This window comes from Cecembia rubra (genome assembly GCF_003014575.1).
Classification (GTDB): Bacteria; Bacteroidota; Bacteroidia; order Cytophagales; family Cyclobacteriaceae; genus Cecembia_A; species Cecembia_A rubra.
This window is the reverse complement of the sequence record NZ_PYGF01000001.1, coordinates 624988-639772: the sequence shown is the minus strand read 5'-3', so window position 1 is coordinate 639772 and position 14785 is coordinate 624988. Positions and strand designations below refer to the sequence as shown.

The window sequence follows — 14785 nt, the reverse complement described above, 5'->3', positions numbered from 1 at the left end:
ATGTAGTTCCATACTGCAAATGAAAATTTAAGTGTTTATTTTCAGGTTTGAATATATTTTGTCAAATGAGCAAAAAAATTATCACAATCGGCGAAGTTATGATGCGTTTCAATACGCCTGGCTATGAAAGATTCCTACAAGCGGATACTTATCATCTTACATACGGTGGAGCAGAAGCAAACGTAGCAATTTCTTTGGCCCAGTTAGGGATGCAAGCCTCACATGTTACTGCTTTTCCGGATAATGATTTTGGACTAGCCGCTAGAGCTTACTTGAGGAGAATGGGTTTGGAGACTGATCAAGTATATTTAAAGGAAGGTAGGATGGGGCTTTATTTTTTGGAAAATGGGGCCATGCAGCGTTCATCAAAAATAATATATGATAGGTTTGACTCTGCTTTCTCAATTTGGGACGGAGGAGAAATTGATTGGGATCAGGTCTTAGATAAAGCCGATTGGTTCCATTGGACAGGGATTACCCCTGCCATTTCCCAACAGGCTGCAGATCTTTTATTGGATGCATTAAAAGTAGCAAATAAAAAAGGGGTAACAGTTAGTGGAGATATCAATTACCGAAGAAACCTTTGGCAATATGGAAAGGGACCATTGGATATAATGCCAGAATTAATTCGCTATACAAATGTGGTCGTAGCAGGAAAAACAGACTTCGAAAATTGTATGGATATACAGGAAGATGACTGGATCACATGTTGTTATGAAGCCAAAAAATATTACCCTCAAATCAAGTATATAACCAAGACCAAAAGAGAATCTGTTTCTGCCTCCCATAATAATCTCCATGGGGTGCTTTGGAATGGAACAGAAGTGCTTAATTCAAAGTCATATGAAGTCACCCATATTGTTGACAGGGTAGGAGGAGGGGATGCTTACCTTGCTGGATTGATTTATGGATTGATGCATATGAATGATCAAGAAGCCCTGGAATTTGCCACTGCTGCTACGGTGTTGAAACATAGTATTCCCGGAGATGCGAATTTGGTCAAGTTGGATGAAATTCTTGACTTGATGAATGATAAAAATGTGGGAAAACTTTTAAGGTAAAGTCGCTAATAATCAAACCTATAAGCCATGGATCACCAAATTATTTTGAACAAAGTTGTTCAATGCGGACTGGTTCCGCTTTTTACCCATCATGACCTGGAATTGGCTAAATCCGTACTGGATGCAGCTTATGATTCTGGAATAAGGGTTTTTGAATATACCAATAGGCACAATAATGCTTTCGAAGTATTTAAATCACTTAAAATCTATGCTGAAAAATATCCTGATCTGATGCTTGGGATTGGAACCATCTTTGAAGTTTCAGATGCCAAAAGGTTTCAAAATGCAGGAGCTGATTTTATCATATCCCCTGCAATGGTGACAGATGTTGCCGAATTCTGTCAATCCAGGGGAATCTTTTATGTTCCGGGCTGTGCAACAGTAACTGAAGTAAATCTGGGCAAAAAAATGGGATCTAGTCTGATCAAAATTTTTCCTGGGAATGTGCTAGGGCCTGCTTTTATTAAGGCGGTATTGTCCGTCATTCCGGATATCAAACTGATGGCCACAGGTGGGGTTGAGCCCAACGAAGATAATCTCAAAAATTGGTTTAAATCTGGGATTCATTGTGTAGGGATGGGCTCCCAATTATTTGATGTTAAGGCCCTTGAAAAAGGTGATTTTTCTGGATTGAAGACGAATATTGAGAAATCTTTATCCATTATCCAAAACTTAAGAAAATGATCAAAATCCCAGTTAATAAACATTCGGGGAAACTGATCCAAAGATTGGCCTTTGGGTTTTTAGCACTTCTACTATTTACTACCTGCCAAGGTCCTGGAGGAATTAGGATTATTAAAATGGGACATGGCTTGGGGGTAACGCATCCTGTCCATGAGGCAATGGTTTATATGGCAGATAAGATATCCGAAAAATCCCAAGGAAGGATGATTGTAAAAGTTTATCCTAATCAACAATTGGGTACTGAAAGGGAACTTGTCGAATTGTTACAGATCGGCAGTTTGGGAATGACCAAGGTATCTTCAGCGACCTTGGAAAGTTTTGCACCAGCCATGCAGGTTTTATCTATGCCTTATCTTTTCAATGATGATGAGCACAGGGAAAAAGTTCTTAAAGGCTCTATAGGTAAAAAATTGCTTTTGGAAAGTGAGGAATATTGGTTAAGGGGACTATGTTATTATGATGCAGGAAAAAGGTCATTTTATTCTAAGACTAAACCTGTCGATTCTCCTGATGATTTGAAAGGATTAAAAATCCGGGTATTGGAAAGTAATATGGCTACCAATATGATCAAAAGTTTTGGTGGTTCACCCACTCCAATTTCCTATGGGGAACTTTATACAGCTTTACAGCAGGGTATAGTGGATGCAGCTGAAAATAATCCGCCAAGTCTTTATACATCAAGGCATTACGAAGTCTGCAAATTTTATTCAATTAATGAGCATACGGCTATCCCCGATGTGGTAGTTATCAGCACAAAAGTATGGGACAGTCTGGATGAAGAAGAAAAGCAGTGGATTCAAGAAGCGGCTGATGAATCTGCAGAGTATCAATATAAACTCTGGGCAGAATCGGTCGAATTATCATTAAAGGAAATGGAAAAAGCAGGGGTGAGAATAACTTATCCAGACCAAACAGGATTCCGTCAGGCAGTAGAAGTAATGTATGACAATTTTAAATTTAGCCAACCTGATTTATATGCCATTATTGAGGAAATTAGAAAGGCAGGAGAAAAAAAGGAATTAAATTAATTGGTATGGTGGCTTGGATAGTTCAATTGTTTGAAAAATCTTAAAATCTAGGAATGAAAGTATCCTTCAAATCAAATTTGGATAAAATTGTGAGCTACTTGCTCATTGTATTAATGGGAATCATGGTGCTAAATGTGACCTGGCAGGTTGTTTCCCGTTACATTTTTCAAAACCCAAGTTCATTTACCGATGAACTTTCCAGATACATGTTGATCTGGCTGGGAATGTTGGGAGCTGCTTATGTAGCGGGTCAAGACCAACATTTGGCTATCGATATTTTACCTCAAAAACTAGTCGGAAAATCCAAGGCGCGATTGATGATCTTCATTTATAGCCTGGTATTAGCCTTTTCTGTATTGGTGATGGTTTTAGGAGGAAGTAACTTGGTTTATATCACCTATATCTTAAAGCAAAAATCCGCTACACTACAGTTGCCTTTAGCCTATGTCTACAGCATCATTCCTTTTAGCGGACTACTCATATCATACTACCAGATTTATCAGATTAGACAACAAATATCATTGCTTAAAGCCTAATAGCACATGGAATATATCAGCATTATCATTTTGATTTTATCCTTCATTACCTTGATGGGTATTGGGGTACCCGTGGCTTGGAGCTTGGGAATTTCTAGTTTTTTGACATTATTGGTATCCGTTGCAGCCATACCTTCTGCTACTACAATTGCCCAGAGGATGGGAACAGGATTGGATAGTTTTGCCTTATTGGCCATTCCATTTTTTGTTTTGGCTGGTGAAATCATGAACAGAGGAGGAATAGCCAATAGGCTTATTGAAATGGCAAAAGCAATGACCGGCAAACTGCCAGGTGGCTTATTGTATGTCAATGTTATAGCTGCAATGTTATTTGGGGCAATTGCTGGTTCTGCTGCCGCAGCAGTCTCTGCCATTGGAGGTATCTTGGGTAAAAGAATGGATCAGGAAGGTTACCCCAAAGGATTGGGGGCAGCAGTTAATATAACATCTTCTACTACCGGTTTGATTATTCCCCCGTCTAATATTCTGATTGTTTATTCTCTGGCTTCAGGTGGAGTTTCAATTGCCGCACTCTTTGTGGCCGGCTATTTACCCGGAATCTTTATCGGTTTGGTGCTGATGTTGACAGCAGCGATTTTTATCAAAAAACACAAACTGCCCCAGGGAGAGCTTAGCTCTTTCAGGGAATTGTTTCAAAAATCTGTAAGAGCATTTCCAGCGTTACTATTACTTTTTATCGTAATTGGGGGGATAGTTGGTGGAGTTTTTACTGCTACTGAGGCTTCAGCCATTGCAGTAATCTATACATTGGGCTTGTCCTTAATTTATAAAGAGCTAAAGCTAAAAGATTTGCCTGCAATTTTATTGAAATCCTCCGAGACCACAGCTGTGGTATTACTACTGGTGGCTACTTCAATGAGTATGTCCTGGGTGATGTCTAGTGAAGATATACCCCAATCCATAAGTAATGTCTTACTTTCCCTAAGTGACAACATTTTTGTCATCTTGATCATCATCAACTTGCTTTTGTTATTTGTAGGAATATTTATGGATATGACTCCTGCAGTCTTGATTTTCACTCCGATCTTTTTACCGGTAGTGACTTCACTTGGAGTTGATCCTGTGCATTTTGGAATTATAATGATTTTGAACCTCTGTATAGGTCTGTGTACTCCTCCGGTAGGATCTGTGCTTTTTCTGGGAGTGCAGGTAGCTCAGATGAGCATCCAAAAAGCAATCAAGCCATTGGTTCCATTCTTCATTGCGATGATTTTAGGATTGATTGTAGTGACGCTTTGGCCGGGATTGACTTTATGGTTGCCGAGGTTATTTGGTTTATAGAAATAACTCCATTAAAATATCGGCTTTTGAATTCAATGTTTAATCTTATCTTTAGTTTAGATTAATGCTTTGTTTTGATTAGAAGATCCTTTCTGACATTCTTGGTTTTAGTAACTGTTCCTTTACATTCTAAAGGACAGATTCAATATAGGTCAGAATCCTGGTGGGGATTGATGACTTCAGGCCAGATTGCCGATCGGTGGTCTCTGTGGATAGATTCACATTATGTACCTGAACTCTTTATTATAGTAAGGTCTGGCTTGACATACCATACTCCAAGTGAGAAGTTAAATTTTACGGCAGGATATGCAAATTTGGGATTGACCACCCCATATTCCCAAGGAAAATTGATACGTCCAGAAAAAAGACCTTGGGTTCAGATGATTTATAGATTTCCAAGTAAGCGACCCTATAATGTGAGTTTTAGATTCAGGTATGATGGAAGGTTCAGAAACCAATTTGATAATAATTCATTATTGGATGCATATGATTTTAACCACCGCTTTAGGTTTAATTCTGCTATAAGATATAATATTGGACAATCCGTAAGACTCCAATCAACATTTTCCTTAAGTATGGTCAATGAGACCTTATTGACGACAGGTCCATCATTTGTAGATATTCCATTTGAACACAGGATTTTTATGTTGACCGGGATTCAAAGAGGGGCCAGTACTATTTCACCCGGTTATCATTTCCGATTCCAAAGTACTTCATCAGAGCAGGTCAGGGTTCTCCATGGTTTTGTGCTTTGGATCAATTTGAATTACCGATTCAAAGACTTTAAAAGACATTTTCTCAGAGAATTTCCTGCCGATAAAATTTAATTGTTTCAATTTCATGATTGTCAGCCTTCTTGACAGTTGAATCATCACTTTAGAATAAACTTACGATTTCAAACCAATATCAATGAATAACTTGTCCGCCGAGGCGGATCCAATATCTATTAATATCAAGTTGATTTAAGACCCAATTTAAATTGGTTACTGGTCTAATTGCGGATATACATATTAACTATTTTGGTAAAATCAACAATTTGATTTTACAGCCTTAATGGATGATAGGGCATTTATTGCCTTATATTTAAGTATGAGGTTTTTAATGCCTGTTCTTTTATTTAAATTCAAACCCTTAACAAGGCATTTTACGAGAACAATGGAAAATAAGAATATAAAGGATACTACTGTACAAAAGGAGAAATTGGAGGATAGTACCCCAAAGCAATTATCACAATCAGAAGATGCAAGAACAGGATTAAGTGTAGAGGCATTGAAAAAAGCCATCTTTAACAATCTTTTTTATGTTCAAGGCAAATACCCTGAAATAGCTACCCGAAATGATTATTATATGTCACTTGCTTATGCTGTGAGGGATCGTTTGCTTCAAAGGTGGGTAGCTTCCGTTAAGCAGTATTTAGATGGGAGGCACAGGATAGTATCCTACCTGTCAGCTGAATACCTATTGGGGCCACACCTTGCCAATAACTTGATCAATTTAGGAATTTATAAGGAAGTAGAGCAAGCAACCCAAGAATTGGGAATTAATCTTCAATGGTTACTCGATAAAGAAGTTGAACCAGGCCTTGGAAATGGTGGGCTTGGAAGATTAGCCGCTTGTTATATGGACTCTTTGGCCACACTTGAAGTTCCTGCCATTGGCTATGGAATAAGATATCAATTCGGAATTTTTGAACAGGAGATAAGGAATGGTTGGCAAGTGGAAGATACCGACAATTGGCTAAGACGTGGTAATCCTTGGGAAATAGCGAGAAGGGAACTGAATTATGAAGTCAAATTAGGAGGATATGTCCAACATTATATAGATCGGGATGGCAAATTTAGAAGCAACTGGATTCCTGAATTGACTGTTAAGGGGGTTGCTTATGATACACCAATTTTGGGCTATAAAGTAAATACTACCAATACGCTTCGCCTTTGGAAATCTGAAGCACCAAAATCTTTTGATTTTCAATCTTTTAATTCTGGTAATTACAATAATGCTGTAAACCAAAAGATCGTCTGTGAAAATATCAGCAAGGTTCTTTATCCAAATGATGAAACTGTAAGTGGAAAAATTCTAAGATTGCAGCAGCAATATTTTTTTGTTTCCTGTTCCCTTCAGGATATGATAGGTATTCACTTGAGACAGGGAGACAAAATCGAAGATTTCAATGTGAATTTTGCAATCCAATTAAATGATACACATCCAGCAATTGCAATTGCAGAGATGATGCGTTTGTTGGTGGATGAATATGACCTGGAATGGGTAGATGCTTGGAGAGTAACTACAAGGACTTTTGCTTATACCAATCACACCTTATTGCCAGAGGCTTTGGAGACTTGGGATTTAGAGCTTTTTGGTTCGGTATTGCCAAGACATCTGGAACTAATTTATGAAATCAATAGGAGGTTTTTGGATGAAGTTACCATAAAAGTATTTGGGAATAATAACAAAATCAATAGCCTATCTATAATTGGAGAAGGGCCTAGAAAATTTATTAAAATGGCTAACCTTGCCTGTGCAGGTAGCTTTGCTATTAATGGGGTAGCGGCTTTACATACAGATTTATTGAAGAGTACCGTATTAAAAGATTGGTATGCTCTCTGCCCCGAAAAATTCAGCAACAAAACCAATGGCGTAACTCCTAGGAGATGGCTGGTTTTGAGTAACCCAAAGTTGACCTCTTTGATTTCCAGCAAAATCGGTGAGTCTTGGATCAAACATTTAGAGGAACTCAAACAGTTGGAAGCCTTTGCTGATGATCCAGAATTCCAACTTGCGTGGATGGGTGTGAAATATGAGATGAAAAAAATTCTTTGTAATAGAATTCTGAACAAAACAGGAATTAAAATCAATCCGGATTCCTTGTTTGATGTTCATGTAAAGAGGATACATGAGTATAAAAGACAACACCTAAACATCCTTCATGTCATTGCATTGTACAATAGGATTAAAAAGAATCCAGATATCGAAATTGTGCCCAGGACCTTCATTTATGCCGGAAAGGCCGCACCAGGCTACAAAATGGCTAAACTGATTATCAAACTCATCAATTCAGTAGGGGAAATTGTAAACAATGATCCGGATGTGAGAGATAGATTGAAAGTGGTCTTTTACCCTAATTATAACGTCAGCAATGCGCAGGTTATCTATCCTGCGGCAGATCTTTCCATTCAGATTTCAACAGCAGGGAAAGAAGCTTCAGGAACCGGAAATATGAAATTATCAATGAACGGGGCCCTAACAATAGGTACTTTGGATGGAGCAAATGTTGAAATCAGAGAAGTAGTGGGAGAGGAGAATTTCTTTTTATTTGGGCTGACAGCTGAAGAAGTAGCTAAAAAGAAAAAAGAAGGTTACAATCCTTATGGTTATTATTTGGAAAATGAAGAACTTAAAATGGCCATTGACCAAATAGCTTCTGGTTATTTTTCTCATTTGGATGATACAATTTTTAAAGACCTCGTTGATAACCTGCTTTACCATGATCCTTTTATGGTATTGGCTGACTTCACTTCCTATGTAACTTGCCAGGAAAAAGCAGCTTTAGCATTTCAGGATAAGAAATCATGGGCAAAAATGTCCATTTTGAATACTGCAAGAATGGGTAAATTTTCTAGTGATAGAAGCATCAGGGAATATTGCGATGACATCTGGAAAGTAAAATCGGTATCAGTACACTTGGATGTAAAAGACTAACTTTCCTTTTAAAACTATTTGGAAAGGACTTTTAAAGAAGCAGGTTTAAGACCAATTCCTTAATTGGTTTTCATCCAAACCTGCTTTTTAAGTAATGGCCGGGATTGGGATAAGATTCAAAAAAGATCTTATGGTGAATTGTGTTTACCTTAATCTAGTTTCCCTATTTTGATTTTTTATCCTTGTCTTTTTCCCAAGCCAGCAAAAACTTTACTGCTTCCTGGTCCTCGAGGTTGTTAAACTCCCCATATACCTGAGATACTGCATGGTAAGGGTAAGGAACTTCTAAAATGATGGAATCATCCACCAAGGATTGAAGTTTAGTTGCCATTTCTCTACTGGATACAGGAGTTCCTACCACAATTTTTTTTGCCATTTTATTTCTGCAAAGCATGATAGTAGCCATTAAGGTTGAACCAGTTGCAATCCCATCATCCACAATTATAACCGTACGGTTCTTCAATTCTGGAAGGGGCTTTCCATTCCGGAATCTTTGTATTCTACTATTTATTTCTGCCTGTTGTTCTTTTTTTATTTTTTCGAGTTCCAGTTCAGAAACATCAGAACTGGCATAGGGCGACAAATAAATGCTTCCATCTTCAGCAATTGCGCCTATGGCAAACTCCGGATTTTGGGGATGCCCAAGTTTTCTGCTTATTACAAGTCCCATTTCAGCTTGTAATCCTTGAGCCACATAATAGGCAGTTTCTGCACCACCACGCGGAATACCTAAGACAAGTGGATCGTCTCCTTTGTATTTTTCAAGTGCTTTGGCCAATTGTAAGGCAGCATCTTTTCTGTTTTTGAACATCCTTAAGGATTGAGTAAGTTTTTGTTGCTAATCAGTATTTTTTGACATCTGATTTTTAAGATCCGATTGCTGTCCAGTATATCTAAGGAACCATTCTCCCGCCAATTCTGCAACTTGTTCCAAGGTACCTGCTTCTTCGAATAGATGTGAAGCTCCAGAAACTATTTCCAATTTTTTTGGAACTTGAAGTAAATCGATTGCCTTCCTATTAATTTCCAATATGTCTTCGTCGAATTCACCTACAATGAGAAGTGAGGGAGCATCAACAAGGGGTAATTGTTCATAAGTAAGGTCTAGTCTACCTCCTCTTGACACAATTGCTGCGATCTTATTGGGCAAAGAAATTGAAGCAATCATAGCTGATGTGGCTCCGGTACTGCCACCAAAAAAACAAATTGGTAAGCGTTTAATCATTGTAAACTTAAGGAGGTATTTAGTAACCTTTATTAATCTTGCCGTAAGAATTGGAATATCAAATCTTATCGTATAATCCAAAGCTTCTTCTTTTGTCAAAAGGTCAAAAAGAAAGGTCCCCAAACTTAATTTATTTAAATACTGGGCTACAAAATTGTTTCTTGGGCTAAATCTTCCGCTACCGCTACCATGTGAAAAAATAACCAGGCCTTTGCAATTATCAGGAATGATAAGTTCTCCTTCTAAGAAGGTATGGCCAAAATATATTTTTTGCAGTTCCTTCAACATAATTTGTACTGTTTCATTAAAAAAATGAAAATTATTAGGGTACATAAATTTAAAGATTTCATTGATGAAATGCATCATTTAGTCCAACAAATTGCCTTTATAATTACAGTTATTTTTGGATTTGTCCTTTGGAATTTTGGGCCCGGTTTAGCTGGACGATTTTAAAATTTTTTACTTTGGAGCATATTGATTCATTACATAAATAAGGCCTTTTCAAAAGTTAATGGCCTTTGATCTTTTAAAAATTTGAGGAGGATAATCAGGTTTTATAACCGATCTGACTAAAAAAAATAGATTTAGTTTGCAATTGTTTAATCATTGTAGATTGGGCTAAAAAGTTGCAAGAGTTAAAAAAGTGTCTACTAATTACAAAAAACATAACAAAAGATACTTTGGAAAAAACCCTTTTTTTAGGACAAAAAAATTTTAAAATGAAATTTTAATTAAATAAAAGAAATATTATTACATTTATGCCATATTTTTCTCTTTGGACCAGGCTTGAAATCCATACTGAAAGTAAAAATGATTTTATTTATCTTTTTTATCAAAGAAAAGTATCTATCCATTAAGCCTTATAAAAATTCAGCAATTTTGAAAAAGGGTTTTTTTGGTGAGGAACTTTTTTGTATCATGAATTACACAGATAAATTTAAGTTTTTGTGTAGGAATCCTCTATTGCAAAAAGGTGTAAGAGAAGGAATCCTATTTAAATTTTTAAAAATCAGTTTATTCCTTGTTTTTTTTGTGTCCTTGTTTGGTCAGGAATCAATTGCCCAGGAACAGCCTCCTAGTATCATTTCCGGAGTAACTTTTCAGTGGGAGGGACCCCAGCCGACAACAACTTCACCTGCCAATTTGGTGTCTGTTACAGTGGATGAAAAAGTATATAATAAGATTTCTGTTCCATCAAGGTATGAATTAACTAGAATTGGACCAAATGGCCATATTCAAAATAGACTTGTTGAAAATGGAGTAGTAATTGTGAATGGCAGTGATAGCCCTTCTTGGAATGCTAACGCATTGTCTATGTTTTCCAGTACGAATCTGAACTTTATTTTTGAATCAGATGGTAACGGTAGAAATATTTGTTCAAATTTTGAAGCTACTTTGATCTCTGATACCCAAGTCCAAACTATCTTTTATGATGATATCCAAGCAGTCAATCATGATGGAATAATTGCTATATCAACAAGAAGTGCGAATAGCTGTATTTACATAGAGGTGGTAGGATCGGAATTTTATGGAGGGCCAGAAGTTGTATTAGGAAGATTTTTTGCTAGACCTGGTCCATCAATTGTAGGCCCAGCATTTGGTCCGCCGGCATTTGGTGCTGATTATTGGAGATCAGGTAGGGTTAATGCCAACAATGGAAATATAGGGATAGCCCTTTTTAGGTTAGATCAAGTAGCACCCTTAGGTTCTTATATAACTTCTATCAGGTATGCAGGAGCTTCTGTCAATCATGGTGATGGAAAAGTTTTTTTGATAAGGGCAGAATCTACAGATTTGAGTGTAAGAAAAGTTGCCAATAATCCTACTCCTGATTATGGAGATCTAATTGAATTTAATATTCAAGCCATTAATAATGGAACTTTAAATACTACTGGAGTTCAGGTCTCAGATTTATTGCCTTCAGGATTTACTTTTGTAAGTGCAACTGCTTCAAAAGGAACTTACAATCAAAACACTGGAATTTGGAACATTGGGTCTTTTAATTATGGGGATGTTGAGAATTTGATAATTAGTGTTCAGGTAAACCCAACTGGGGATTATACGAATACTGCTGAAATTTCTCCAAATTCAAATGATCCCAATTTGGAAAACAATATTTCCATATTTAGGGTACGCCCCATAAATATTCTTGCTGCCAATGATTTAACTGTAAACTCTGCAGCAAATAATTCCAATGCAGGTAATGCAATAAGTAATGACCTTATCAATAACCTTCCTTTAAATATTGATGATGTAAATATTACCAATGTTATCCCTTCCAATTCATTGGTTACAATAGACACCAATACTGGAGTGATAACTGTAGGAAATGTACCAAGTGGCACCTACACCATTACATATACCATCTGTGAAGTAGGAACAGAACCCGAAAATTCCAATTGCACCTCAGCAACTATTACTGTACTGGTCCAAAACCAATTAATTGCCAATGATGATTCTGTAATCGGTTCGTCCAATAATACCAATATTGGAAATGTTTTTGAAGATAACGGAAATGGACCTGATATTTTAAATGGAGAAAAAGTCACCATTGCTTCGGTAATAATAAAGGAGGTGACATCTTCAAATCCTTTGGTAACAATAGATGTTGAAACGGGTAATATTATGGTAGGGGATGTACCGGTAGGCTCCTATCAAATTGAGTACTTGATCTGTGAGTCAGGTACTGATCCTACAGAAACCAATTGTTCCACAGCCACAGTTACAGTTGAAGTTCGGAACTTTGTTATTGCTAAGGATGATTTGGTTAGCGCCACGGCCAACAATCAAAATGCCGGGAATGTATTGGAAGACAATGGAAATGGACCTGATACATTTAATGGTGTTCCTTTGACAATAAATCAAATAACCATAGAATCTATAGAATCTTCAGATCCGCAGGTCACAATAGATCCTTCCACAGGAAATATTTCAGTAGGTAATGTAAGCAGTGGTATATACACAATTTCTTACACTATTTGTGAAGCAGGTACAGATCCTAGTGAAACCACTTGCTCCACAGCTATTGTGACTGTAGAGGTCTTAAATATAATTTCAGCTAAGGATGATTTAATTAATACTACTTCTAACAATCAAAATGCCGGTAATGTATTTAATGACAATGGGAATGGACCGGATACTTTCAATGGCATTGACTTGACTATAAGTCAAGTAAATATTTCCTCTGTGGTTCCCTCCAACCCTGAGGTTACCATAGACCCCACTACAGGTAATATTTTAGTAGGAAATGTATGCAGTGGTAGGTATACGATTTCCTATAGTATTTGTGAGGCAGGTACAGATCCAAGTGAAACCACTTGCTCCACAGCTACAGTTACTGTTGAGGTAATAAATGTAATTGCTGCAAAGGATGACTTAATTAAAACTACTTCAAACAATCAAAATGCCGGCAATGTATTGGAAGACAATGGGAATGGACCGGATACTTTCAATAGCATTGACTTGACTATAAGTCAAGTCAATATTTCCTCTGTGGTTCCCTCCAAGCCTGAGGTTACCATAGACCCCACTACAGGTAATATTTTAGTAGGAAATGTAAGTAGTGGTAAGTATACGATTTCCTATACGATTTGTGAGTCAGGGACCGATCCAAAAGACACCAGATGCGCTACAGCTAATGTAACTGTGGAGGTCCATAATTTAATTGTGGCAAACGATGATGTGGTAAATACTGCCTCTAATAATCCAAATGCAGGCAATGTATTGGAAGATAATGGGAATGGGCCTGACACTATTAACGGACTGGAATTAACTTTGGATCAAGTATCCATATCATCTGTGGTACCATCTAACCCCGATGTAACCATCGATCCTGTTACAGGAAATATTTTGGTAGGAAATATAAGTAGTGGTTCATATGAAATTCAGTATACCATTTGTGAAAAAGGAGCAAATCCGGAAAACTGTAAAGCTGCATTGGTAACTGTGATTGTAGAAAATGAAACCATCACTCTTGAAGCTATTGATGATATTGTTCAGGATGTAGGAGGGGTAAGTGGAGCGGCTAACCTGATTAATATTTTGGATAATGACCTAATTAATGGAGAACCGCTAAATCCGGAAGATGTAATTATTTCTGCAAATGGTAACAAGGTGATCAACCCTGTGCCATTTATTAATTCTGAGAATTCAGTTGAACCCAAAGTTGTGCTAAATCCTGATGGAAGTGTAGATGTTGCATCTAATACAGATCCTGGAACATACGTATTGGTTTATTCCATTTGTGCTTCTTCAGATCCGGATATTTGTGATTCTGCGACAATTACTGTGGTCGTCCAAGTTTCTACCATTGTAGCAAATGATGATATTTATGGGCCTTTTAACGGAATTACAGGTGCAACTTTTGGAAATGTTTTGGCAAATGATTCTATAGATGGAGAACCTGTTAAGCCAACTGAAGTCATTTTAAACTGGCTCAGTGGAAATCCGGAATTGACTTTAAACCAGGACGCTACAATTACCTTGGCACCGAATACCCCATCTGGCGAATATATTCTTATTTATAATATCTGTGACGCAAAAGATCCAAAAAACTGTAGTACGGCCTTTGTTACTGTTTTGGCAATTGGTGAAGTAGATTTGGCCATTGAAAAGACTTCAAATGCCATAAAAATATGGGGGTCAGAGGTTTTTGATTATTTCATCACTGTTTCCAATTTGGGAATTACTGATGCAACTAACCTGATAATTGAAGACCTTCTGCCGGAGGGTATCAGTTTCGAATCACAAGAGACTCAAAGCTCAATACCAAACTTTCAGGTGGATTTTGAGCAACAAGGCAATAAGTTAATTTGGAGAGTTTCAGAACTACCTGCCAAAGCAGTTTTTGAAATTAAATTAAGTGTTTTACCAGATAATATACAGGGCTCTAGACCTTTAGCGCTGATCAATAATGTCACTGTTTCTGCAGAGGAGTTAGAATTAAACTTGGAAAATAATAGTGCTACCGATATCAATGCAATTAATCCCTTCTTCATACCTAATGTTTTTACCCCCAATGGAAACGGTTTTAATGACACATTTGAAATTGTTGGTATCAACAGATTTGAAAAGAATGAACTTGTAATCCTCAATAGATTCGGTGATGAAATTTTCCGTGCGGAGAATTACCGTAACAATTGGGACGCTAATGGTATAGTACCCGGGACATACTTTTACATTTTAAGAACAGTCGATCGGTTTGGAGTAAACCATGACTTTAAGGGTTGGATTCAGGTGGTCAAAAAATAA

Annotated in this window: 10 protein-coding genes; 8 read left to right on the top strand and 2 right to left on the bottom strand. The window is 37.2% G+C overall.

Translation table 11 applies throughout. From position 1 onward, the window contains the following. Positions 1 to 65: 65 nt before the first annotated feature. The 7 genes from CLV48_RS02600 (at position 66) to CLV48_RS02570 (ending at position 8310) form a co-directional block, all read left to right on the top strand. Positions 66 to 1061, top strand: coding sequence for a sugar kinase (locus CLV48_RS02600; RefSeq protein WP_106565660.1), 996 nt, complete (start codon positions 66 to 68; stop codon positions 1059 to 1061). 27 nt (positions 1062 to 1088) lie between these two features. Further along, positions 1089 to 1745, top strand: a complete 657-nt coding sequence (locus CLV48_RS02595) for a beta/alpha barrel domain-containing protein (protein ID WP_106565659.1) — start codon at positions 1089 to 1091, stop codon at positions 1743 to 1745. Next, a complete protein-coding gene (locus tag CLV48_RS02590; RefSeq protein ID WP_106565658.1) occupies positions 1742 to 2773 on the top strand; it encodes a TRAP transporter substrate-binding protein in 1032 nt (343 codons plus the stop codon). The genes CLV48_RS02595 and CLV48_RS02590 overlap by 4 nt, the downstream gene beginning before the upstream one ends. A gap of 53 nt (positions 2774 to 2826) precedes the next feature. Continuing rightward, positions 2827 to 3309 (top strand): TRAP transporter small permease, encoded by a 483-nt coding sequence (locus CLV48_RS02585; RefSeq protein WP_106565657.1) that lies wholly within the window; start codon positions 2827 to 2829, stop codon positions 3307 to 3309. Between the two features lie 6 nt (positions 3310 to 3315). Next, the gene (locus CLV48_RS02580) at positions 3316 to 4611 is read left to right on the top strand and encodes a TRAP transporter large permease (RefSeq protein ID WP_106565656.1); all 1296 of its coding nucleotides are present in this window, start codon (positions 3316 to 3318) and stop codon (positions 4609 to 4611) included. Positions 4612 to 4685: 74 nt separating this feature from the next. Next, positions 4686 to 5438, top strand: coding sequence for a DUF2490 domain-containing protein (locus tag CLV48_RS02575; RefSeq protein WP_245889463.1), 753 nt, complete (start codon positions 4686 to 4688; stop codon positions 5436 to 5438). Between the two features lie 328 nt (positions 5439 to 5766). Then, positions 5767 to 8310: a glycogen/starch/alpha-glucan phosphorylase gene (locus CLV48_RS02570; protein WP_106566106.1), complete on the top strand. Its 2544-nt coding sequence runs from the start codon at positions 5767 to 5769 to the stop codon at positions 8308 to 8310. A gap of 163 nt (positions 8311 to 8473) precedes the next feature. On the opposite strand, the gene CLV48_RS02565 is transcribed toward CLV48_RS02570, so the two are convergent. Both CLV48_RS02565 and CLV48_RS02560 read right to left on the bottom strand, forming a co-directional pair. Further along, entirely contained in the window at positions 8474 to 9121 is a 648-nt protein-coding gene (locus tag CLV48_RS02565) for a phosphoribosyltransferase (RefSeq protein WP_106565655.1), read from the bottom strand. Between the two features lie 27 nt (positions 9122 to 9148). Further along, positions 9149 to 9823, bottom strand: a complete 675-nt coding sequence (locus tag CLV48_RS02560) for an alpha/beta hydrolase family protein (RefSeq protein WP_106566105.1) — start codon at positions 9821 to 9823, stop codon at positions 9149 to 9151. A gap of 630 nt (positions 9824 to 10453) precedes the next feature. Between CLV48_RS02560 and CLV48_RS02555 the strand changes: the two genes are divergently transcribed. Continuing rightward, the gene (locus tag CLV48_RS02555) at positions 10454 to 14785 is read left to right on the top strand and encodes a T9SS type B sorting domain-containing protein (RefSeq protein WP_170068976.1); all 4332 of its coding nucleotides are present in this window, start codon (positions 10454 to 10456) and stop codon (positions 14783 to 14785) included.

Bases quoted from the DNA above. Each gene is read 5' to 3' on its own strand.
- CLV48_RS02600 (WP_106565660.1), top strand. From the start codon at position 66: ATGAGCAAAAAAATTATCACAATCGGCGAAGTTATGATGCGTTTCAAT.
- CLV48_RS02595 (WP_106565659.1), top strand. From the start codon at position 1,089: ATGGATCACCAAATTATTTTGAACAAAGTTGTTCAATGCGGACTGGTT.
- CLV48_RS02590 (WP_106565658.1), top strand. From the start codon at position 1,742: ATGATCAAAATCCCAGTTAATAAACATTCGGGGAAACTGATCCAAAGA.
- CLV48_RS02585 (WP_106565657.1), top strand. From the start codon at position 2,827: ATGAAAGTATCCTTCAAATCAAATTTGGATAAAATTGTGAGCTACTTG.
- CLV48_RS02580 (WP_106565656.1), top strand. From the start codon at position 3,316: ATGGAATATATCAGCATTATCATTTTGATTTTATCCTTCATTACCTTG.
- CLV48_RS02570 (WP_106566106.1), top strand. From the start codon at position 5,767: ATGGAAAATAAGAATATAAAGGATACTACTGTACAAAAGGAGAAATTG.
- CLV48_RS02565 (WP_106565655.1), bottom strand. From the start codon at position 9,121: ATGTTCAAAAACAGAAAAGATGCTGCCTTACAATTGGCCAAAGCACTT.
- CLV48_RS02560 (WP_106566105.1), bottom strand. From the start codon at position 9,823: ATGTTGAAGGAACTGCAAAAAATATATTTTGGCCATACCTTCTTAGAA.
- CLV48_RS02555 (WP_170068976.1), top strand. From the start codon at position 10,454: ATGAATTACACAGATAAATTTAAGTTTTTGTGTAGGAATCCTCTATTG.